This is a genomic window from Acetobacter oeni (assembly GCF_011516825.1).
In the GTDB taxonomy this organism is placed as follows: Bacteria; Pseudomonadota; Alphaproteobacteria; order Acetobacterales; family Acetobacteraceae; genus Acetobacter; species Acetobacter oeni.
In genome coordinates this window covers 11,741-32,692 of record NZ_WOTA01000032.1, presented here as the reverse complement: position 1 = coordinate 32,692, position 20,952 = coordinate 11,741, and the positions used below count along the sequence as shown (strand labels likewise).

Sequence of the window (20,952 nt, the reverse complement as noted above, 5' to 3'; positions counted from 1 at the left end):
AGACTGGCGACGGGTCGCAACCCGATATGACAGATGCGCTCACACCTTCATGGCCGCAATCCATATCGCCGCAAGCTTCATCTTCTATCTCAAAAAATGAGTCCTGAGCCTGGTCTGGTCAGAGAAAAATAATAGTCAGGACTGAGAAAATACCGGAAGAGGCTGCAAGGCTGACATGTGTGTCCGGCGTTAACGCCGACGCCTCGTGCATTCTTCCTGCGCTGCATGATGTTCGCCTCGTTCAGAGGCACGTCGGCATATGCGAGATGCGACATGAGCTGGGAAACATCGATCCCTTCATCCACATGCGCCCCGTTCCAGCGCTGGCGCGACCTGTGATGCGCCAAGACCAATATGTGTCCGGCTTGATTACGGCGGCGCATGGCGCGTCGCCGCACATTTTCCGGATCGTCCGGCGGTTCGATGTGATGGCGTCGAGACTGATCGTCAGGACTCCACCCTATCTGGTGGCGGGTCATGCCGGACCAGATGTGAGAGCATTCATGGTCGGGCTAATCCGTCTGCGGTTTGTCCTGCGTTGATCTTATATGATATCGAAATGAAATATCCTGACGTTATCTCGTATTTTATATGAGTTTATATAATGACAGTCATCGTTCAGATCACACCGGAGAGTCTGACTGAAGAGATGCTCAGCAGATTTGAAGCGCAAATCGGGAAGTGTCCGAATATTCGCGGATGCTATCTGATGACCGGCAGCGCGGATTACCTGCTCAGAATCGAAGCAAAGGACATTGCCGATTTTGAGCGGACCCATAAAGAGGCGTTGTCACGGTTGTCTGGTGTGGCTAGGATTCAAAGCCACTTCGCGCTGTGTCAGGTCGCACAGAGACAGCGTGTTCCGACCATGGCTGCACCGCAGAAAATGCTGAATCCCGACAAGCGTCAAGTGTCTGGGTGCGGTTCGCAAGGTGAAAAAGACATAATTACAATGTGAAATCTGTCGTATTATTTTGTGCCCGGAACATGTTGGTCGGAGCAGACCGGTCTTGGCACCGCCTGCTCTCGGAGAAAAGGATATTGTAGCTGTGACAGATATCAGAAGCATTATAAATCTCAGGGATTTTGCAGAAAATTTTTTAGATCTTTCCGAAGATTTTCTGACATCCCGGCATGTTCTGCCGTTTCTCGATGACCGTATCGCCATTGATGTGATGGCTCTTTCCGGAAGCGGGCCTGTCACACGTTTGCCAGCCGATACGTTTCTCTTTGTTCTCGAAGGACATGTCTCGCTGAACGGAATAGGGACAGGGGTGAACGAGGGGGTGATGATTACAGCCGGGATGGCATTCGACTGGAAGGCATCCGCTGGCACAAAGCTGATCAGAATACAGGTTCAGGGTCCGGAAAGTGCTGTTCCGGTCATTGTCGGAATTGACACGGATGTCCCGCTCTCGCCGTCTTCACCGCCACCGGTTGCCTTGCTGACCGGGCCGACACCAGACTGTGAAAGCAGCGTCGTATGGCGGTCGGCTGACGGGCAGTTCTATGGTGGAATATGGGCGTCCACGCCATATTACCGGCGTCCTGTTCCTTATGTGCATTATGAATTTATGCATCTGTGCGAAGGGAATGTGACCTTTGTCAGTGAAGAAGGCGAGCGTCAGACGTTTAATGCCGGTGATGCTTTTCTGATTGGCCGGGGTGCGGTATGGGCATGGGACAGTGAGTGCCATGTCAAAAAGATGTTCGTGATTTTCCGTCCGGCCTGAGGATGGTCTGTTTCACCTCGTGTTGTGATCCACGGGTCAACCGGAATTATCGCAGGGTTTTCGGGTCACATATCGAATCTCATTTCGAATCCGGACAGGAAAGCCGTCAAATTGCGAAAGGTTATCTGCAATAGCCTCTTTCCTGCTCCGGATCGCGGTCTCCCGGAGCCCATTCAGGCCACAACCATTTCTATTTCGATATAAAAACGACATAAAATTCTGAATCCGAAATGAAATCAGAGTTTTCCTCTGTCACATTACGCTCACAATCCTCCTCAGAAAGACGTCGTCTACACTTTTCAGTGTTCAGGACCGTTCCGGAGGAACAGAGCATGGCTACCACTCGCAATGTTTTCGTGGCGTGGCGCTCCGTATCAGCGTCGTTTCCGTCGGATATCGTTTCCGGCAGAGTATCGCGTCCTCTGCATCTGCTGCTTTCCGTTTCATTGGGAGCCGGGATATATGGGCTGTCCGGCGGCGTTCCGGACAAGGCCGAAGCGGCAACAAAGCAGTATCCGCCGGTGAATGGAGGCGCTTCATCAGTGGTGCCTGCCCGGAAATCTGCCATGGAGGGACAATCTGCCCCAAAGAAAAAATTGCCGCAGAACTTTACGGCCTCTGGCGAAGAAACCGTGAAAGTGACAGGGCATGCTTCTCTGCCGAATGGCGTGACGAACACGACTCCCGGCGGTGGCATGATGCCGCCTCAGACGATCGCAAAATCACGAAGCGGCCTGACCCGCGATTACATCGCAAAACAAAGTCCGACAAGCAATGCGGCTGCGCTCGTGGCAAGTCTTCCAGGTGTTGTCTATGCCGGGAATGATCCGCTCGGAACGAACGATGATCAGCAGGGACTGACGGTTCGCGGGCTGAACCAGCAGGAAATCGGCTATCTGTTCGAAGGGATTCCGGCAGCAGCTCCGGTTTATCTTCTGCCCTACACCTCGGCTGCGGCCGATAATGAAAACATCCAGTCACTGACACTGACCCAAGGATCTCCGGATACCCGTTCCCCGCTTTATAATGCTGTCGGAGGTGAGCTTTCAGAGACGATGCGGGACCCGGAGCATCATTTTGGCGGCCTGATTGATGCCACATATGGTTCGTTCAGTTTGCGAAGGCATTTTATCCGGGTTGATACGGGAGAGCTGGGAAACAGCGGTATCCGTGGGTCTATTTCCTTCTCTCACCGGCAGGCGGATGAATGGCGTGGGATTGGCGGAACACGGCGCTATCATATTGATATGAAGCTCCTGAAAGAATGGGAAGGCGGAAACCGGGCGTCTTTCGTGATGAGCTATAACGACGCAAAGCAGTATTATCTCAGAGCGCCGACGAAAGCTCAGTGGAATGAGTATGGCGTCAATTTCAACTATAATGATACACCGCTTGGAAGCACGCCTGCGAATTACTACAAATATGAAGAAAACAGGATGAAGAAATTTATTCTGGGTGCTCCGGTCAATCTGAAATTTGACCACGGACTTTCTCTGGATATTACGCCCTATTTTACCTACTCCTGGGGTTACGACAATGGCGGTTCAACATTGAGCCGGGATGGCAGCTACCTTGGTCCAGACCTGGCTGGTCCGCTTCAGGTGGGCGGAACAAACAGCACTATCGTAGCGGCTTCCATTGACACCTATACGCTGGCTTATTCCGGCATAAATGCCGTGCTCTCCTGGACAAAGGGCCATAATACGCTGACAGGAGGAGCCTGGTATTCATATTTCGATCAGACGGAGCCGCAGAGCTATCAGGCGGTCAATGCAGATGGCGGCGTGCCTAGCATGTGGGGCAATGATCCGATCCTGACGGCAAACGGCAGCGTTCTACGGACATATGACATTCATCTTATCCAGCAGACCAATGCACTTTTCATCAATGATACCTATAAGGCGCTGAACGATAAGCTGACGATCACGGCCGGGTTCAAGGAAGTGATGGTTACACGGTCTCAGACGAACCTTGTGCCGGGTGTGACATATGCGACTGGCCAGAGCGCGGCGGAACCCTTGCCGCAGTTCATGGCAAGTTACAAAATCACGCCACATGATCAGATCTATATCAATGGCACGGCTTCTTTCCGTATGCCGGCTTCCATCATGACTTATGCCGATCGTTACAGCGTCTCGACAGGAGAGCTGTCATCGAAACACGCATCCGACATCAGTCCTGAATTCGCGATCGGTGAGGAAATCGGTTTTCGTCACAGCGGTTTTGCCAATGTGAACGTGGCTCTGTTCAATTATAACTTCACACATCGTCAGCTCAGTACAACCACCTATCAGAACGGTCTTCCGATCACGGAGTCGATCGATGCGGGCGGTCAGACCATGCGCGGTGCGCAAATCGAAGTCGGACTGAAGCGCTGGCATCACTTCAGCCCTTATTTCTCCGGACAATATGAACATGCCACAATCGACAGCAACCTTCCGACCGTGGCGACGGACGGGACGGCGGTCAACCTGCCGACAAAAGGAAAGACAGCCGTCAATACACCTAAATTCACAGCCGCGGTCGGACTGAACTATGATGACGGATCGGTGTTCGGTGGCTTCAATATGAACTATGTCGGCAAGCAGTATTCCACCTTCATGAACGATGAGTCGATCAAAGGTTATGAGACGTTCAACGTCAATATGGGCTATCGCTTCAGAAATTTCGGCTTTGCCAAACATCCCCAGATTCAGCTCAATCTTCTGAATATCGGGAATAATGGCTATCTGTCGGGCACAAGCAGCATCAAAACCAATGCCCGCAGCATGATCGTCGCAGGCCACACGGTGGCCGCGTCGGCCCCGCAGTATTATGTAGGAGGCGGATTTGCCGGGGTGCTCTCTTTTTCGACGGGTTTCTGAAAATATCCGAACAGGAGACTTGTTATGACCAGATTTCCAAAAGCTCTTACCTTTGACGTAGTCGGTACTCTGATCGACTTCGAAACGGGAATGATCCGCGCCCTGCAAACGCTGTCTGGCAAGGAAATCGACCGTGAAGCCTTTCTCACGGCCTATCGCGGGATGCGCGCGCGGAGCGTAACGTTGCCGTTTCCGGAAGATCTGAAACCGATTTATCAGGCGCTGGCCGCCCGGTTCGGATTGCCGGAAGACGAAGCGCATGCGAATGCCTTTGTTCTTGCAGCAAAAGACTGGCCGGCTTTTCCGGACTCGGTCGAGGCTCTGGAGCGTCTTGGTCAGCATTTCAGTCTGGTGGCCATGACCAATACTCAGCGCTGGGCGTTCTTCGGTATGGAGAAGACGCTTGGCATGCCATTTTATGATTCGATTACTGTGGATGATACGCTGTGCGAAAAACCGGACCCTGCGTTCTTCGGGTTTGCACGTGGACGGCTGAGCCGCGACAGTATTCTGAAAGATAATATCCTGCACGTCGCGCAAAGCCAGTATCATGATATTGGTGTCGCAAAAAAACTTGGATACACTGTCTGCTGGATCGAACGGCGTAAAGGATCGGGTGGTTTTGGCGGAACAATAGCCGTCGAAAATCTCACCACGCCCGATTATCATTTCTCAACATTGAAGGAACTGGCTGATCTTGCCGACCAGGATGCGTTGCTGATGCAGCAATCCTGAGGAGGACGAAGGATGGAAGTCCGGACGCCCGATGAAATACCTCCATCCGCTTTCCATCTTCGTCTGGCGCTGATTGCGGGAGGTGGTCCGTTTTGTGACGGTTATATTCTTGGTCTGATCGGTATTGTGCTGCCGGCCCTGGTCGCTGATTTTCATCTGAGCGCGGATATGACGGGGCTTATCGGAGCCTCGTCGCTTCTGGGTGTGTTCGTCGGCGGTCTGTCGGGCGGCATTATTTCCGACCGCTTCGGGCGTAAACTCCTTTATACCGTCAATATTGTTATGTTCGCGATTTTCTCTGCGGCTCAGTTTTTCGGTGGCAGCTTCCTGTCCCTGCTCATGTGGCGGTTTCTGATCGGTGTCGCCATTGGCGCTGATTATCCCATCGCAACTGCCTATGTAACGGAGTTCATGCCTCGCCGCTGGCGGGGCCCCGCTCTGGCCGGTCTGATTACCTTCTGGTGGCTTGGCTACGTCGTCAGTTTTATGATCGGTTATGTTCTGATCTCATGGTATCCCGGAAACTGGCATCTGGTTCTTGGCTCGGGTTTTGTCCCGTCTGTCCTGCTTCTGTTCTGTCGTGCCGGCATGCCGGAATCGCCTCTGTGGCTGGCCGGTTCCGGACGGATCGCGGAAGCCCGGCACATCGTAAAGACGCTTCTGCGTGCAGACATCTCTTTTGAGGGCGTGAGCACAGACTGCAGGCGTGGAGGGGCTGGCGGTGCCCTGTCCATGCTTCTCTCGCGGCGATATCGGGGCACACTACTTTTCATCTGCGCTTTCTGGATTCTCCAGAGTGCGCCCGCGTTTTCCATTCATACGCTTCAGGCGCAGATTCTGGAGCAGATGCATATGCGCAATCCGCTTCTGGCCGCTTGCGTGGTGACGTCTTTTACATTTCTGGGTATTCTTCCGATCTCGTTCGGTCTGATTAACGTCATGGGACGTCGCACATTGCTGATCTGGTCGTTTATTCTGGGCGCTTTATCGCTTCTGTTCATTGCCGTTTGGCCGGGGCAGGCCGGCTGGCTGGTTGTCGCTGCATTCATTATCTATTCCGCGGTCGAGGCGGCAGGAAGTGGTTTACAGTTTGTCTATCCCAACGAACTGTTTCCGACTGAGATTCGTGGCACAGCCGTAGGATTTGCGTCATCGGCCAGTCGGTTGGGGGGCGCGCTGGGCACATTCCTTCTTCCGCTCGGTGTGTCGCATTATGGTGTGCGGACAACGATTTTTGCGGCTTGCACAATCCTTGCAGCGGGAGCCTTTATCTCATGGCGCTGGGCACCTGAAACATCCGGGCTCAGTCTTTCTGACGCCAGCCGCATCACACTCTCCTGACAGGGTTTATGGAGCCGTTTTATGAAACTCACTTCCTACTGGCTCGATACCGTGCCACGCTTCACCGGCACGCCGCAGGCGGCTCTGCCGGGACAGGCGGACGCGGTCATCGTGGGAGGAGGATTCAGCGGTCTCTCAGCCGCTCTCCGTCTCAGACAGCTCGGGGCATCCGTTGTGGTTCTGGAGCGTGACCGGGTTATCGGCGAAGCGTCCGGCCGGAATGGCGGCCATGTGAATAACGGCCTTGCCGGCAGCTTTACAGATGCCTGCGCGAAGCTGGGTGAGGACACGGCGACGCGGCTGTATAAGGTGCTCAACAGCGCGGTCGATACCGTTGAGACCATCACGCGCGAGAATGGCATCGACTGTGATTTTACGAGATGTGGCAAGCTGAAAGTCGGTAACAGGCAGGCGCATGAGGCTGCGCTTCAGACAGACTATGCGCGTCTGACAGTGGCGGCGGACCCTGAAGCTTGTCTTCTGGATGAGACGCAGGTCCGCGAAGAACTTGGATCAGATCTGTTCAGCAGCGGCCTTCTCTATCCGAAGAGTGCCCGGATGCATATGGGACGTTTCGGAATAGGGCTGGCGAACGCCGTACTGCATGCGGGCGGTCTGATTTTTGAAAATACACCAATGACCGGGATGAAGCGGACCGGTAATTCTTTTGAAATGACGACACCGCAGGGGAAGATTCTCGCAAAATCAGTGCTGATGGCGACAGGGATCAGCCGGAATGCGCCCGCCTGGTTCAGGCAGCGGATCATGCCGGTCGGAAGCTTCATTGTTGCGACCGAACCTATGGATGAGGCGGCCATGCGCCGAATCATGCCGGGCGGACGAAATGTCGTCACAATGCAGAATATTCATAACTATTTCCGTGCGACGGCCGACCACCGGCTTATTTTTGGCGGGCGGGCGAGTTTCTCCCGTTCCCGCACCACAACGGACATCACCAGTGGGAACATGCTTCTTGCCGCGATGCGACGCACACTTCCGGAACTACCTGACGTGAAAATAGACTATTGCTGGGGTGGGGATGTCGATATGACCGTCGATCGTCTGCCACATGCGGGCCAGTGGAATGGTGTGTTCTACACCATGGGCTATAGCGGCCACGGGACGCAGATGTCGGTCTATATGGGGCAGCGCATGGCGGAGGCGATGGCCGGGATGCCGGATACCAATCCGCTGGCTGGGAGAGCCTGGCAGAAAATTCCCTGCTATGGTCTGGCATCTCATTTCCTGCCGCTTGTCGGAGCCTTTTACCGGGCTAAGGATTTTGTGCAGGAAATGAAGGAATAATGCCTGACCGGAACATCCGGAGCGTAAACGAGCCGGGAAAATATCTTCTGCCCAGAAAACCTCTGACCGGGTCAGTAACCTTTTGAACGATCGACCATGGAAGGGAAGTGGCGTTCACCCGCAAGATAGCGACGAACCGTATCGAGCAGCACGCGCCCGGCGGTTTCCGTCTGACTGATGCTGGCGACATGAGGCGTAATCAGAACACGTGCATCATCCCATAGCGGGCTGTCGGCAGGCAGCGGCTCGGGGCTGGTTACATCCAGAATTGCGGCGCTGAGTTGTCCGCTGTCCAGTGCGGCGATCAGATCTGGCACGATAAGATGTGCTCCGCGTGCCGCATTGATGATCTGTGCCCCCTTCGGCAGGCGGGAAAGCAGACCGGCATTAAGGATGCCGCGTGTCGCATCTGTCAGTGGCAGAAGACAGATGAGGATTTCAGAAACGGCCAGAAATGCATCCAGCTCATCCGGTCCGGCATAGGAGGTGACGCCCTCGACTTCATGGCGGGAGCGGCTCCATCCGCTACAGCGAAAACCGGCTTTGGTGAGTGCACTGGCGACTGGTGAACCAAGTGTTCCCATGCCCATGATGCCGACCCGCCTGTCGGAAGCGATTTTGTTGTGAACGGGTTTCCATTCATGCTGCCGCTGTTGTCTGATATAGGTCAGAATGTCACGGTGGAGGGTAAGAACCGCCCAGTTGACGTATTCCACCATTCCTTCGGTCAGACCGGGTTCGATCATCCGAATGATCATCACATGATCGGGAATCCCGGTCATGTCGAATTGATCGACACCTGCCCCGACGGAGAAAATCACTTCGAGATTGGGAAATGATGTTAGCAGGTCCGGTGGTGGCTCCCATGTTACAAGGAATTGTACATCCTCGGGATTTCCGGTTTCGGGCCAGACATGAAAAGGCAGATCGGGAAGTTCCCTCCTGAAGAGCTTTCCCCAGACATCCGCCCGTTCTTTGGTCGATTTCAGCAGGAATGACATTTTTTTAAGTCCACGTGAGGGATGGGAGAAACAGTGTTTCGGCGTGGGATTATCCGTACGCCTGACCGCATAAAGCAAAGCAGGTCGCATCGCCCGGAGCGGGGGACAGAGCATCGCCCGGATCGGTTGTCATCGAAATGACCGTTCCGACGCGCAGAAGCCCCCATTCATCAAGAGCTGTTGCGATGACATCATTCTGAGGCATGTCCACCCGCAGGAACTGACCGGTGCAGATCCCCGCCCAGTATGCGAGCATCGCAAGGGCGGAATTTTCAGACGTGGCGACGACCGGCCCGGCAGCCTGTCCCCAGCCAAATTTACGGCAGAACGAAAATCCCAGAATCCCAGTCTCTGAATCGACAATAATACCCCGGCCTTCGGAAAGAAGAGCCCTGATGAGGTGCTGCCTGTTCATTTTCTTCGCGGCGGCATCCATGGCGCAGAGAGCATCCAGATCAGCCGCTCCGGCGGGGCGTATGCGGCATCCTTCCGGCAGAGGAATCAGCGGAACGGAAGCCACATTGCCCTGATGCTGTTCCACGACTCCCAGGTAACGGAAGCCGGACTTCTCATACAGTGGCACGCCGGCCGACGTGGCGTTGAGATGAAGCGTGTAGCCGGGCAGTGCCTGACGGGCGCGCGCCATAAGCTGTTTGCCGATGCCATGTCCCTGCCATGCGGGGCTGACGATGATCATCCCCAGAGACGCGGCCTGGCTGCCCCATGTCCACCAGAGGATTGTTCCGATCACGGCATTGTCCTGCGTCGTGGCGACAATGCCGTGACCCAGGCCCAGCATCTGTGTCCAGTCTTCCTGCCGGTGAGGCCAGGCCAGATCCTTTGATAACCGGACCGCCTGCGGCAGGTCGTCCGGGTGCATGGGCCTGAACGCGATCTGTGTGTCCTGCTGGTCGCTGTAAGTAAAGGTCCGGGTCAAGTCCCATTCTCCGGGAGAATATCTCCGATCAGAAAAGACTGTTTCACAATCGGGGATTTGATAACGATATAGCTGAAGTATTTCTCGATGCCGATGTTCAGGTCGAGAAGGTTTTCCATGATGGTCTGATAATGCTCGACATCCCTGGTAATGAATTTCACCAGATAATCGTAGCCGCCGCTGATAAGGTGACACTCGACGACCGTGTCGAGTTTGCGGACCTGTGCCTCGAACCGCGAAAAATCGTCGCGGCGATGATCGGAGAGGGTGATCTCGGTAAAAACCGTGAGAACAGAAGTGATTTTTCTGACATCGATCTGCGCGCCGTATCCGGTGATATACCCGGCTGCCTCCAGCCGCTTGACGCGGATCAGGCACGGACTGGCCGAAAGGCCAACGCGGCTGGCCAGATCGACATTGGTCAGACGGCCGTTACGTTGCAACTGGGTGAGAATCTTCAGATCGATCCTGTCCAGCTTGGGGACGGGCTGCATGAAAAAATCTGTCTCCGGAACGGGTGGTGCTCAGCCTCCCCGCGAGGCTGAGCCAGGAACAATCGGCACGTTCTGATCAGGAAACGTCAAGGCCACCCAGATGCAGACTTTTCATTTCCAGGAATTCCTCCATGCCCACATGGCCGCCCTCCCGGCCCAGACCGGACTCCTTCACGCCGCCGAAAGGAACGCTCTCCATCGAAATCGAGCCTGTGTTCTGCCCGATCATGCCGAATTCCAGCGCCTCACCGACACGCCAGATCCGGCTGATATCATCGGTGAAGAAATAACTGGCAAGGCCAAACGGCGTGTTGTTGGCAATACTGACGGCCTCTTCCTCCGTTTTGAAGCGAAGGAGCGGCAGAACAGGGCCAAATGTTTCCTCATGGACCACCCGCATATCGGTTGTGATTCCTTCCAGCACAACCGGCCAGACGAAGCGGCCTTCGATGCGCAGCGGCGCTCCGACATACCGCGCGCCTTTCGCCAGCGCGTCCTCGACATGCTCCCGCACCTTCCGCACCGCGGCATCGTTGATCAGCGGGCCAACCGTGCTGTCCGGATCGGTTCCATGGCCAACACGCAGGCTCTCAACGCGTGTGGCCAGTTCTGGCACAAGCCGGTCCCAGATGCCATCCTGGATCAGGACACGGTTGGCGCATACACAGGTCTGGCCGGCATTGCGAAATTTGCTCTGCATGATGCCGTCGGCGGCGAGTTTCACGCGCGCGTCGTCAAACACTAGGAACGGCGCATTGCCGCCCAGTTCCAGGCTGAGTTTCTTGACGGTATCGGCACACTGCCGGATCAGGATTTTTCCGACGCCGGTGGAGCCGGTGAAAGTCAGTTTGCGAACGACCGGACTTTCAGTCAGGACTTTGCCCACATCCGCCGGCCAGCCGGTGACGACACTGAGCAGGCCGGCCGGAATGCCGGCGCGTTCGCCCAGCGCGGCCAGCGCCAGAGCGGAATATGGCGTCAGTTCCGAAGGCTTGATGACCATGCTGCACCCGGCTGCAATGGCAGGTCCGCATTTGCGGGTAATCATTGCCAGCGGGAAATTCCACGGCGTAATCGCCGCCGTCACGCCAACAGGCTGTTTCAGAACCAGAACGCGGCGGTGCGGATCAGACGTTGTCAGAAGCTGACCTTCCGAGCGCGTTGCTTCCTCCGCGTACCATTTGAAGAAAGAGGCGGCATACCGCACCTCGCCCCGGGCTTCGGCCAGAACCTTCCCCTGCTCAGCCGTCATGATCCGGGCCAGATCCTCGACGTTGTCCAGAATAAGCCGATGCCATTCAGCCAGCACGACGCCGCGCTCCGTTCCCGTCCTGCGCTGCCATGCCGCCTGGGCGATCCGTGCCGCTTCAATGGCATCCTTCGTGTCCTGCTCCGTGCAGGCCGGGACATGGCCGACAAGGCTGCCGTCGGCGGGGTTGTCAACGTCGATCCGCTGATCGCCGGAGGCCTCGCGCCACTGCCCGGCGATAAAAGCCGCCTGACGGAAAAGGGAAGGATCGTTCAGTTTAAGAGTCATGATTGGTCTCCAGGAGCAGTGGATCGGGACAGATCCTGTATTGTGAGATGACAACTGATCAGAGCGCCGTCAGGACTGCGCCGGACAGGAGGCACCGAGATCTCGCAGACTGCCTCTCTGACCGGGCAGCGCGAAACGTAGCAGCAGCCGTTCCCTCGGGAAGATGGCATGGCGGGCGCCATGTCGCACGCCTGATCACGCTGACCGATCACGTCGCTCAGCCAGTCCGCGCGCATTTCCGGAACGGAGTTTTCCAGGCGACGGGTATAGGGATGATGCGGCGGGGTCTCCAGTGCGGCAACCGGGGTGAACTCCACACGATGTCCGGCATACAGCACGGCGACACGATCGCAGACGGAGCGAAGCGCGTGCAGGTCGTGTGTCACGAACAGCCAGGCGATGCCCAGCTCGCGTTTCAGCTCCATCATCAGATCAAGGATAGCCGCTGCAACCACTGTGTCGAGCGCGGCGGTGATCTCATCGCACAACACCAGTCTCGGACGTGCCGCAAGCGCGCGTGCCAGATTGACGCGCTGTTTCTGTCCGCCGGAAAGCTCCGGGGGAAAACGGTCTGCAAGTGCGACCGGAAGCCGCACCATGTCGAGAAGATGACCGATTTCCACATCCGTGGCGGCATCGCCATTGAAGGTGAGAACCCGGCGAAGGGTATCGCCGACAGACATCGCGGGGTTGAGAACGAGGTCCGCGTTCTGTGCGACGAGCTGGAGATGACGGCGCTGAGCCGCGCTCCTTGCTTCGATTCGTGGCGCGAGGGGCTCGCCTTCGAACGTGATCCCGCCGTTCGTCCAGGGCTGGATGCCGGCGATCGCGCGGATCAGCGTGCTTTTGCCGCAGCCGGACTCTCCGATGATGCCCATGGTCTCGCCCGGCAGGACCGGCAGGCTCACATCGCTGAGAATGGTATGACGAGGGCGCCCGTCCCGGCCGGTTCCACCATAGCCGACGACGAGATCGCGGACATCCAGGGCAGGAACATCTTTTCCGGTGTCCTTCGTTTCGGTGACGTTGTTTCTGATCCGCGGTGTATTGGCGGCGAGCAGGGCCTGCGTGTAGGAATGACGTGGCGCACTCAGGATCTGCTCCGTCGTTCCTTCTTCCTGCACGACACCGTTTTTCAGAACGACCGCCCGGTCGGCCATTTGCGCCACCACTGCCAGGTCATGCGTGACATACACGCCGGTAAACCCTTCCTCGCGCCTGACTGTGCGAAAGGCTTCCAGCACCTCGATCTGGGTCGTCACGTCGAGCGCGGTGGTCGGCTCATCGAAAATCACCACCTCCGGGCCGGTGATCAGGGCCGTCGCCGCCATGAGGCGCTGGATCTGCCCGCCGGAAAGTTCATGCGGGTAGCGTGACCCGATTGTACCGGGCGACGGGAGGGCCATCAGTTCAAACAGTGAGATCGCCCGTTCGATGGCCATCCGGCGCGGCATGGTGTGGTGAAGCAGCGCCGGTTCGATCACCTGATCCATCAGGGGCAACGCCGGATTGAAGGCCGCGCCGGCATTCTGCGCAATATAAGCAATTGTTTTGCCACGGAAGGCCCGCAGTTCAGCAGGCGGCATGGCCGTGACATCATAGCCGGCCACATGAATGTGTCCGCCAGCAATGCGGCAGCCCCGTCGGGCATACCCTGTCAGGGCAAGCGCAATGCTGGTCTTGCCCGAGCCTGACTCTCCGATCAGCGCCAGCATTTCCTTTTCCGCGACATCGAAGCTCACATTCTCGACAATCGGTGTTTCAGGACCACGACCCCGACGCCCGGTCAGCCGGAGGTTCTTTACGGAAATCAGTGAAGGGGGCTGTATGATGCCGCTTTGCGCCCTCATCAGCCCGGCTCTCTTCTGTTGCTGTCAAGCGCGAGATTCAGTCCGACCGTGAGCACGGCAATGGTCAGCGCGGGTGCAATGACGGCGGGCGCGCCATAAACGAGGCCCAGCAGATTTTCGCGTGTCAGTGAGCCAAGATCGGTCATAGGCGGCTGGAGCCCGACACCCAGAAAGCTCAGATTGCTCAGCAGACGGACGGAATAGATAAACCTCAGTCCGACATCGGCCATGACCGGTCCGGTCATGTTGGGCAGGATCTCGCGCAGAACGATATAGCCTGCTTTCTCCCCGCGCATCCGTGCGGCGAGAACAAAGTCGCGGCGCGCGACGGAGAGCGCCAGCATCCGGCTCGTGCGATACGAGCCGGGCATGTAAATAAGTGACATCGCCAGCACAAGCACCGGAACGGACGAGCCGAACGCCGCCACGGCGACAAGTGCGCTGAGAAGCGAGGGAATGGAGATCACGCCGTCCATGAAGCGTGACAGGAGCGTGTCGGTCACTCCCTGTTTCAGCGCGGCGATCATACCGAGAAAGACACCGCCGGTACAGGCCAGAAGGGTCGCCGCGGCACAGAGCAGAACCGTGCTGCTGGTGCCGCAGAGGAGACGTGTGAGCACGTCACGTCCCAGATAATCCGTGCCCAGAATATGATGGGCCGAGATCGGGGCGAACACCGTCCGGCTGACCACTTCTCCTGGGGCGAAGGGTGCGAGCAGGGGGCCGATCACCGCCAGCAGAAGCCAGAACAGGATCAGTGCGCCCGGAATACGCGGGATTGCAGCCCACCGCCTGGTGAGAGAAGCTACAGTCATGCGGCATGCCTCCGCTGTGAGGACAGAAGCGCTACGATGTCAGCCAGGGTGGTGAGGAAGAGATAGGCCGCACAGAAAATCAGCGCACAGATCTGAACCAGCGGGATGTCGCGGGCCGCCACCGAGTCCACCATCAGACTGGCGATGCCCGGATAGTGGAACACCGACTCAACGATCACGACCCCGCCCAGAAGATAGGACAGGCTGAGCGCGATGACGTTGAACAGCGGTGCGATCACATTGGGGATCACATGGCGCAGGATAATATGCGCCGGCGATGCGCCTTTCAGGACAGCCATTTCCACCCAGGAGGAGCCGAGCGCGTCGATCATCACGGCGCGGGTCATGCGCGACATCTGTCCGACGATCACGCAGGCCAGTGTCGTCACCGGCATGGAAAACGAGGCCAGAAAGCTGCCGATGGAGTGAATGTCGCTGATGCTGGCCAGGGACGGGAGCAGATGTAGCTGGACGGAAAAAATGAAAACAGCCAGGGTGGCGACCAGGAATTCGGGAACGGAAACAACGCAGAGCGTCAGCAGAGAGACAGCCCGGTCGAACAGGGTGTTGCGGAAGATCGCGGAGGCTGTGCCCAGTACCAGCGCCACCGGAACAGCAAAGAGCGCCGTTACGCCCGCAAGCAGAAGGGAGTGAATCAGCCGTTCGCTTGCCATCGCCAGAACCGGTCGGCGGCTGATGAGCGAGACGCCGAAATCGCCATGCAGGAGACCATTCACCCATATGACGAACCGGACCAGGACAGGCTTATCCAGATTGAGGGAATGACGCAGAGCGGCGACCGCGTCGGGCGTGGCCGCCTGGCCGAGCAGCGCGTCCGCCACATCCCCCGGCAGTACGGCTGTAATGAAAAATACGGCGATGGTCACGAAAACAAGTGACACCAGAGATGCGCCGATAATGCGGAGGATCGCTCGGATGAGGGCTGCGTTCATGGTCATGCCGGCGCGCTTTCGGACTGGCGCGAGGCGGCTTCGTCATCGACCCAGATGAAGCGCGAGAAATTATTGCCCATCAGATGGCCGCCCTGATACGGATGGAGACCCCTGATCCTCCGATGGTAGCCATCCAGGCTGGTAATGAAATTCGGGATACAGAGTCCTGATTCATTGTGAATCAGGGTTTGCATTTCGTGATAGATCGCCTTGCGTTTTTCTTCATCAGCTTCCCGGCGGCTGAGTACCAGAAGCTGATCGAAGCGCGGGCTGCGCCAGTGGGATTCATTCCACGGGGCAGCGGAGGCAAAAGCGACCGCGAACGTCATGTCAGCGGAGACGCTTGCGTTGATGTTTCCGAAACCCAGCGGAAAATGCATCCAGGACTGGCTCCAGTAGCCATCGGCCGGCATCCGCCGGACATCGAGGCGCAGGCCGATCCGGGAGGCTTCGTTCTGTAGCAGGACGGCGATATCGACGGAGGCGTTTGCGGCTGGCGAGCAGATCAGCGGCGGAAGGGTCTGATTCAGAAAACCGCTTTTACGCAGAAGCCATTTCGCACGTTCGGGATCGAATGTCGTCTGCGGAAGATCGTGATTGTAATAGCGGTCTTCGGGGGGCAGCGGCTGATCGTTTCCCAGCCGGCAGAAGCCGAGCCAGACGGAATCCGCTATCTGGTCGCGATTGAAAAGACACTTCATCGCCTGAATGAAATCGGCATTTTTCCCCGGACCGATATCCTGCCGGATGGCAAAGTCGGTGTAGGTTCCGGTCGGGCTTTCCATCACGCCCATGTCGCGCCGCCGCAGAAGCGCGACCAGGCGCGGATTGACTTCCGTGATAATGTCCACATCGCCGGAGAGCAGCGCATTGTGGCGGGCCATGTCATCGCTGATTGAAATGACTTCAATGCTGTCCATCCAGGCGCCGTCGGTCTTCCAGAAATCAGGACTGCGGACAGCCAGAGACCGGATTCCCGGCTGAAATGCTGCGCAGCGGAATGGTCCGGTTCCATTTGCGGTGGCGAAGTTTTTTGTGCCATCGCGGATAATCGCGAAATTGCTCATCCCCAGGACGGAGGGAAACGAGATATTGGGTTCGTAAAGCTCAATGATTACAGTGAGCGGACCGTCGGCCCGGACGGAACGCATTGCCGCCGCCTGAAAACGGACCTGAGAGGCGACCAGCGGATCAAGGTGCCGGAGCAGCGAATACACAACATCCGCCGAGGTCAGTGTGGCGCCGTCATGGAACTGCACACCGGAACGCAGGCGCAGCGTCCATGTGCGGAAATCGTCGCTGTCGATCCGTTCGGCCAGAGCGGGTCGCGGGACCTGGGTTTCGTCGAGCATGACGAGACCATCGTAAAACATGGCGCCCCGGATATAATCCGTGACCATCGACTGGCGGGCGGGATCGAGTGTGTCGCTGAGTGAGCCTGTCGTGGAGGCAACCCTGACATGGCCGCCGCGCACCGGGGATGCTGCCCGGACGGGACATGAGCGCAGTACAGCACCGCCGGCTGCCACCAGCAGGGCTCCCTGTTTCATCATGTCTCGCCGGCTCAGCATGCGCGGACTCCGATCATTGGAAATGACAGGACCAGGAAAGGCCGGATTCCGGAGAAGTGGCCCTGCGGAGGCAGGCGTGGATCAGAGTCCGATAACGCCAGGCAGACCGCCGATATCCTTGATTTCAGTGTAACCGTAATAAGGAGTGGAGGGCTCATGCCCGCGCGCCACGAACACCTTGTTGCGGATACCCATATCATGCGCCGTCATAAGATCGTAACGCAGCGACGATGACACATGCAGAATATCTTCCGGGCCGCAGCCGAGGTGATCCAGCATGTATTCGAAGGCCCGCATATGCGGCTTGTAGGCCTGCGCGTCCTCGGCTGTGAAGACCGCATGAACGGGCGCGCCAAGTTTTGCCACGTTGGAGTGGATCTGGCTGTTGGAAGCGTTCGAGAGGATGACCAGCGGCACCTCTTTCGCAACTTTGGACAGACCGGCGGGAACATCGTCCCACGGCCCCCAGGTCGGGACTGCCTCGTAGAATTTGTTGGCGGTCGCCGGATCGAAGGCGATGCCCCATTTTTTGCAGGTGCGCTCGACAGCGTTGAGCAGAACATAACGGTAGGGCTGCCACGGACCAAGCACCTCATCCAGGCGATAGGCCGCGAAATCCCTGCAGAACTGATCCATCTTTTCCGCCGGCACAACCGCGGCGTAAAGTTCCCGCGCCGTATCCGTCATGCGAAAGCGGGTGAGGGTGCCGTAACAGTCAAAGGTTACGTATTTCGGCCTGAACGTCGTCATGATCTGTCCTGTCCGTGCTGGTTAATGTTGCGATATGACAACATGCGGAGGGGAGGGGATGCCACTTCTTTCTTCTCTTTTACGGCAGAGAATTCTGAATGATCGGAAAATGGCGGCAGAAAGTTCTGTCGCAAAAATCCCTGAAAGAATCAGAAGAAGAATATGGGGCAGGAGGGTTCTTGGCGTCGCTCATGCGGCGGCGGACGCAAAACGGGCAATGCTGAACGGTGCCAGCGGTATTTCCGTCTGCCCCCTGGCCAGCAAATCTGCCATTGTCGCGCCCACGCCCGGCCCGAGCTGGAATCCGGCACCGCAGAAACCAAAGGCATAAAAGAGCCCGGGCACCAGATGACTTGGCCCCATCACCGGAATATCGTCGTTCAGATAGCTCTCGATCCCTGCCCATGTGCGAATGATGCGCAGGCGGGCGAAATCCGGTAGAAGACGTTCCATATGCGGCATCTGCCGGAGCGTATTGAGCGGATCAAGTCGCGCCCGCTTTGCTTCCAGATCGACCGTGCTGCGCCGCCCTCCGCCAAATACGATGTTTCCACGCTCGACCTGGCGGAGATAAACGCCCGCTTCCTCCTCCTGGGTGGCGTAACCGATGACCGGGTGAATCCGGTACGGCACCGGTTCCGTGACCGCCATTTGCGGTGCTTTGGGAACCAGGGGGAGATCCTCGCCGAAAGCCGCCGCAATTCTGCGGGCCCAGGCGCCGACCGAAATCTGAAGCTGGGGGGCGGCAAAACGCTGTCCTCCGGCGGTCTCGACGACAAAATCCTCTGAGTTTTTGCTGATATTCAGCACTTCCGTGCGTTCCAGAACTGTCGCTCCGGCCCGGCGTGCCGCGCGGGCAAAAGCAGGTGCCGCAAGACGCGGATTTGCATGTCCGTCGAGAGGCGAGAAAGAGACCAGATGCACGTCGGGCGACAGCATCGGAAAGCGCTCAAGCGCCTGCCGGCCGCTATAAATTTCCAGCTCCAGCCCGTAAGGCTTGCAGTCCTGCGCGTATTTTTCCAGTCGCTGACTGTCTTCTTCCTTAAAGGAGACACGGACATGCCCGCTGGCGACAAACTCGACATTCTCCCCGATCAGTTCAGGCAGGCGTCCCCAGAGTTCGCGGGAACGGTTGGAGAGCGGAAGCTGCGGCAGGAATCGTCCCTGACGCCGCACATTTCCGAAATTGGTCCCGCTAGCATACTGGCCGACGAGATCACGCTCCAGCAGAATCACGGAGAGACCGAGCTGCCGGGCAAAGAACGCCGTTGCCGCGCCCATCACGCCACCACCGGCGATGATGACGTCCGCCCGTCCAGCAATCTGTGTGGAAAGACTCATGTCACGACACCCCGGATTTTCGCAGGCAGCGGTTTGAGCGGAGCGGCGCTGCGGACGCGACCGGCTTCTTCGATTGCGACCCCTCTTGCCGCGGCAAGAATTTCTGCGGCGGCGAGTCCGCACATGCGGCCCTGACACCGGCCCATGCCAACACGAACGAACGCTTTGGCACGATTGATTTCCGGGCTGTCCAGTGGCCCGGCGGCGCGACGGATATCGCCTGCCGTGACGTTTTCGCAGCGGCAGACAACGGTGTCGTCCGGCAGACCGGCCGCGTGCCGCCACGGCCAGGGAAAGCCGGTCTCAAGCCCGTGCCGGAAGCCGTTCATCGGTTCGAGCGCGGCCCGCAGCCGGGTCATCTCCCCCTCCATGACCGGACGGCCGATATCCTGCAAACAGCGCAGCGCTGCCAGAGCCCCGGCACTTTCAGCGGCGTCCGCGCCCCGGATGCCCGCGCCGTCACCTGCCAGATAAACGCCTGCCCGGGATGTCGCGCCGTCCCTGTCCGTGACCGGCAGCCACTGACGCGATGTCGCATCGAACGCAAAGTCGCATTTCAGCAGATCGGCAAGCTGCGTTTCGGAACGCAGTCCGTATCCGATACCCACGGCATCGCAGTCTGTGCGGTGCGTGCGACCCTGTCCGTCCTTCCAGATGACGGCCCCTGCGCAGGGCGTCTCGCCGTCCTGCCGCGATTCAATCCGCACAGGCCGGATGCCGGAACGGAGCGTGATGCCGGCTCGCGCCAGACCGGCCATATAGCGCAGCCCCTGCGCCAGAACGGCAGGGCGCCGACGCAGACCGCCGAGACCCCGCAGCCGTGTTGTCAACGAAGACGTGTCGAGGACGGCGCGGGGTTTCACTCCGGCCTGAAGATACTGCCAGGCCACCAGATAAAGCAGCGGGCCGGTTCCCATGAACACGGGCGCCTGACCAATCGCGCAGGCCTGCGCCTTAAGGGCAATCTGCGAGCCGCCGAGCGAAAAAACGCCCGGCAGGGTCCAGCCGGGGCAGGGCATGATCCGGTCTGTCGCGCCGGAAGCAATGATCAGGCCATCGAAGCGAACGGCATCCGCGTGGCCCCGGCATTCGGTCAGCAGCATGTCGCCGGAAACGCCCCAGGCCAGGGTTTCGGGCTGATAGTCCAGCGATGGCCGCAAAGCCTCAAAGTCGGCATGCAGCGCCGTCGCGGCCGCCGCTGAAGCGCCATAGAGTTTCGCCGGCGCACGCGTGAAATTTTCCGGCTGACGGCGATAAATCTGCCCGCCCTGACGCTGATTTTCATCCAGAACAATCGGGCGCAGACCGGCGCAGGCCAGCGTCTGCGCGGCGCGGGTGCCGGCCGGCCCCGCACCGATAACGACGATTACGGGCGCGTCCATGGAACTTCCTTTGTGACGATGCGCAGTCCCGGCGTCACGGACGTCGAACAGGCGCGGAGTTCATGACCGTCTTCCGTCCACACGCGACAGTCCTGACATGCCCCCATCAGACAGAAACCTGCCCGTGGCATTTTATCGAACTCATTGAAACGCAGCCGGTCTCCGGCAACAAGCAGCGCCGTGAGAATCGTATCGCCTTCCAGTGCCGTCACCGCGTGTCCATCCACCGTAATGGCGATTTCCGGTCGCCCGGTTTCAGCGACACGCCTGAAAAGTCCTGTCATAGACGCCGGAATCTCCTCATTTGCATAACGGCGCGGCCATACATTCCACGCCGTGTCCT

Annotated in this window: 19 protein-coding genes and 1 pseudogene; 8 read left to right on the top strand and 12 right to left on the bottom strand. The window is 58.1% G+C overall.

Annotated features, from left to right (window positions below; translation table 11 throughout):
- From GOB90_RS15770 to GOB90_RS15735, 8 genes and pseudogenes are all read left to right on the top strand, one after another.
- Window positions 1-100: pseudogene (locus GOB90_RS15770) on the top strand (IS5/IS1182 family transposase); the annotation flags it as partial.
- Between the two features lie 256 nt (window positions 101-356).
- The gene (locus GOB90_RS15765) at window positions 357-542 is read left to right on the top strand and encodes a hypothetical protein (protein WP_146891334.1); all 186 of its coding nucleotides are present in this window, start codon (window positions 357-359) and stop codon (window positions 540-542) included.
- Between the two features lie 62 nt (window positions 543-604).
- Window positions 605-958 (top strand): Lrp/AsnC family transcriptional regulator, encoded by a 354-nt coding sequence (locus tag GOB90_RS15760; RefSeq protein ID WP_146891331.1) that lies wholly within the window; start codon window positions 605-607, stop codon window positions 956-958.
- Window positions 959-1,049: 91 nt separating this feature from the next.
- Complete coding sequence (locus GOB90_RS19725; RefSeq protein WP_146891328.1) at window positions 1,050-1,733, top strand: cupin domain-containing protein; 684 nt, start codon at window positions 1,050-1,052, stop codon at window positions 1,731-1,733.
- A 332-nt stretch (window positions 1,734-2,065) separates the two neighbouring features.
- Window positions 2,066-4,597 (top strand): TonB-dependent receptor, encoded by a 2,532-nt coding sequence (locus GOB90_RS15750; RefSeq protein WP_242012097.1) that lies wholly within the window; start codon window positions 2,066-2,068, stop codon window positions 4,595-4,597.
- A 24-nt stretch (window positions 4,598-4,621) separates the two neighbouring features.
- Window positions 4,622-5,332 carry an HAD-IA family hydrolase gene (locus tag GOB90_RS15745; RefSeq protein WP_146891324.1) on the top strand — a complete coding sequence of 237 codons (711 nt, stop codon included), beginning with the start codon at window positions 4,622-4,624 and terminating at the stop codon, window positions 5,330-5,332.
- A 12-nt stretch (window positions 5,333-5,344) separates the two neighbouring features.
- Window positions 5,345-6,673: an MFS transporter gene (locus GOB90_RS15740; RefSeq protein WP_146891321.1), complete on the top strand. Its 1,329-nt coding sequence runs from the start codon at window positions 5,345-5,347 to the stop codon at window positions 6,671-6,673.
- Between the two features lie 21 nt (window positions 6,674-6,694).
- Window positions 6,695-7,978, top strand: coding sequence for an NAD(P)/FAD-dependent oxidoreductase (locus GOB90_RS15735; protein WP_146891318.1), 1,284 nt, complete (start codon window positions 6,695-6,697; stop codon window positions 7,976-7,978).
- 71 nt (window positions 7,979-8,049) lie between these two features.
- On the opposite strand, the gene GOB90_RS15730 is transcribed toward GOB90_RS15735, so the two are convergent.
- The 12 genes from GOB90_RS15730 to GOB90_RS15675 form a co-directional block, all read right to left on the bottom strand.
- The gene (locus GOB90_RS15730) at window positions 8,050-8,979 is read right to left on the bottom strand and encodes a 2-hydroxyacid dehydrogenase (protein ID WP_146891315.1); all 930 of its coding nucleotides are present in this window, start codon (window positions 8,977-8,979) and stop codon (window positions 8,050-8,052) included.
- A 49-nt stretch (window positions 8,980-9,028) separates the two neighbouring features.
- Window positions 9,029-9,916 (bottom strand): GNAT family N-acetyltransferase, encoded by an 888-nt coding sequence (locus GOB90_RS15725; RefSeq protein ID WP_146891312.1) that lies wholly within the window; start codon window positions 9,914-9,916, stop codon window positions 9,029-9,031.
- Window positions 9,913-10,410, bottom strand: a complete 498-nt coding sequence (locus GOB90_RS15720; RefSeq protein ID WP_146891309.1) for an Lrp/AsnC family transcriptional regulator — start codon at window positions 10,408-10,410, stop codon at window positions 9,913-9,915. Before GOB90_RS15720 ends, GOB90_RS15725 begins: the two co-directional genes overlap by 4 nt.
- Window positions 10,411-10,486: 76 nt before the next feature.
- The gene (locus GOB90_RS15715; RefSeq protein ID WP_146891306.1) at window positions 10,487-11,947 is read right to left on the bottom strand and encodes an NAD-dependent succinate-semialdehyde dehydrogenase; all 1,461 of its coding nucleotides are present in this window, start codon (window positions 11,945-11,947) and stop codon (window positions 10,487-10,489) included.
- Window positions 11,944-13,797 carry an ABC transporter ATP-binding protein gene (locus tag GOB90_RS15710; RefSeq protein ID WP_146891303.1) on the bottom strand — a complete coding sequence of 618 codons (1,854 nt, stop codon included), beginning with the start codon at window positions 13,795-13,797 and terminating at the stop codon, window positions 11,944-11,946. Before GOB90_RS15710 ends, GOB90_RS15715 begins: the two co-directional genes overlap by 4 nt.
- On the bottom strand, window positions 13,797-14,612 hold the full coding sequence (locus tag GOB90_RS15705) for an ABC transporter permease (RefSeq protein ID WP_146891300.1): 816 nt from the start codon (window positions 14,610-14,612) through the stop codon (window positions 13,797-13,799). The genes GOB90_RS15710 and GOB90_RS15705 overlap by 1 nt, the downstream gene beginning before the upstream one ends.
- Window positions 14,609-15,571, bottom strand: coding sequence for an ABC transporter permease (locus tag GOB90_RS15700; protein ID WP_242012096.1), 963 nt, complete (start codon window positions 15,569-15,571; stop codon window positions 14,609-14,611). The genes GOB90_RS15705 and GOB90_RS15700 overlap by 4 nt, the downstream gene beginning before the upstream one ends.
- Window positions 15,568-17,136 (bottom strand): ABC transporter substrate-binding protein, encoded by a 1,569-nt coding sequence (locus GOB90_RS15695; protein ID WP_146891296.1) that lies wholly within the window; start codon window positions 17,134-17,136, stop codon window positions 15,568-15,570. The genes GOB90_RS15700 and GOB90_RS15695 overlap by 4 nt, the downstream gene beginning before the upstream one ends.
- Window positions 17,137-17,217: 81 nt before the next feature.
- Window positions 17,218-17,886 carry a haloacid dehalogenase type II gene (locus GOB90_RS15690; protein ID WP_146891293.1) on the bottom strand — a complete coding sequence of 223 codons (669 nt, stop codon included), beginning with the start codon at window positions 17,884-17,886 and terminating at the stop codon, window positions 17,218-17,220.
- Between the two features lie 189 nt (window positions 17,887-18,075).
- On the bottom strand, window positions 18,076-19,227 hold the full coding sequence (locus tag GOB90_RS15685) for an NAD(P)/FAD-dependent oxidoreductase (RefSeq protein WP_146891290.1): 1,152 nt from the start codon (window positions 19,225-19,227) through the stop codon (window positions 18,076-18,078).
- On the bottom strand, window positions 19,224-20,609 hold the full coding sequence (locus GOB90_RS15680; protein ID WP_146891287.1) for an FAD/NAD(P)-dependent oxidoreductase: 1,386 nt from the start codon (window positions 20,607-20,609) through the stop codon (window positions 19,224-19,226). Before GOB90_RS15680 ends, GOB90_RS15685 begins: the two co-directional genes overlap by 4 nt.
- Window positions 20,594-20,893 (bottom strand): (2Fe-2S)-binding protein, encoded by a 300-nt coding sequence (locus GOB90_RS15675; protein ID WP_146891284.1) that lies wholly within the window; start codon window positions 20,891-20,893, stop codon window positions 20,594-20,596. Before GOB90_RS15675 ends, GOB90_RS15680 begins: the two co-directional genes overlap by 16 nt.
- Window positions 20,894-20,952 lie beyond the last annotated feature (59 nt).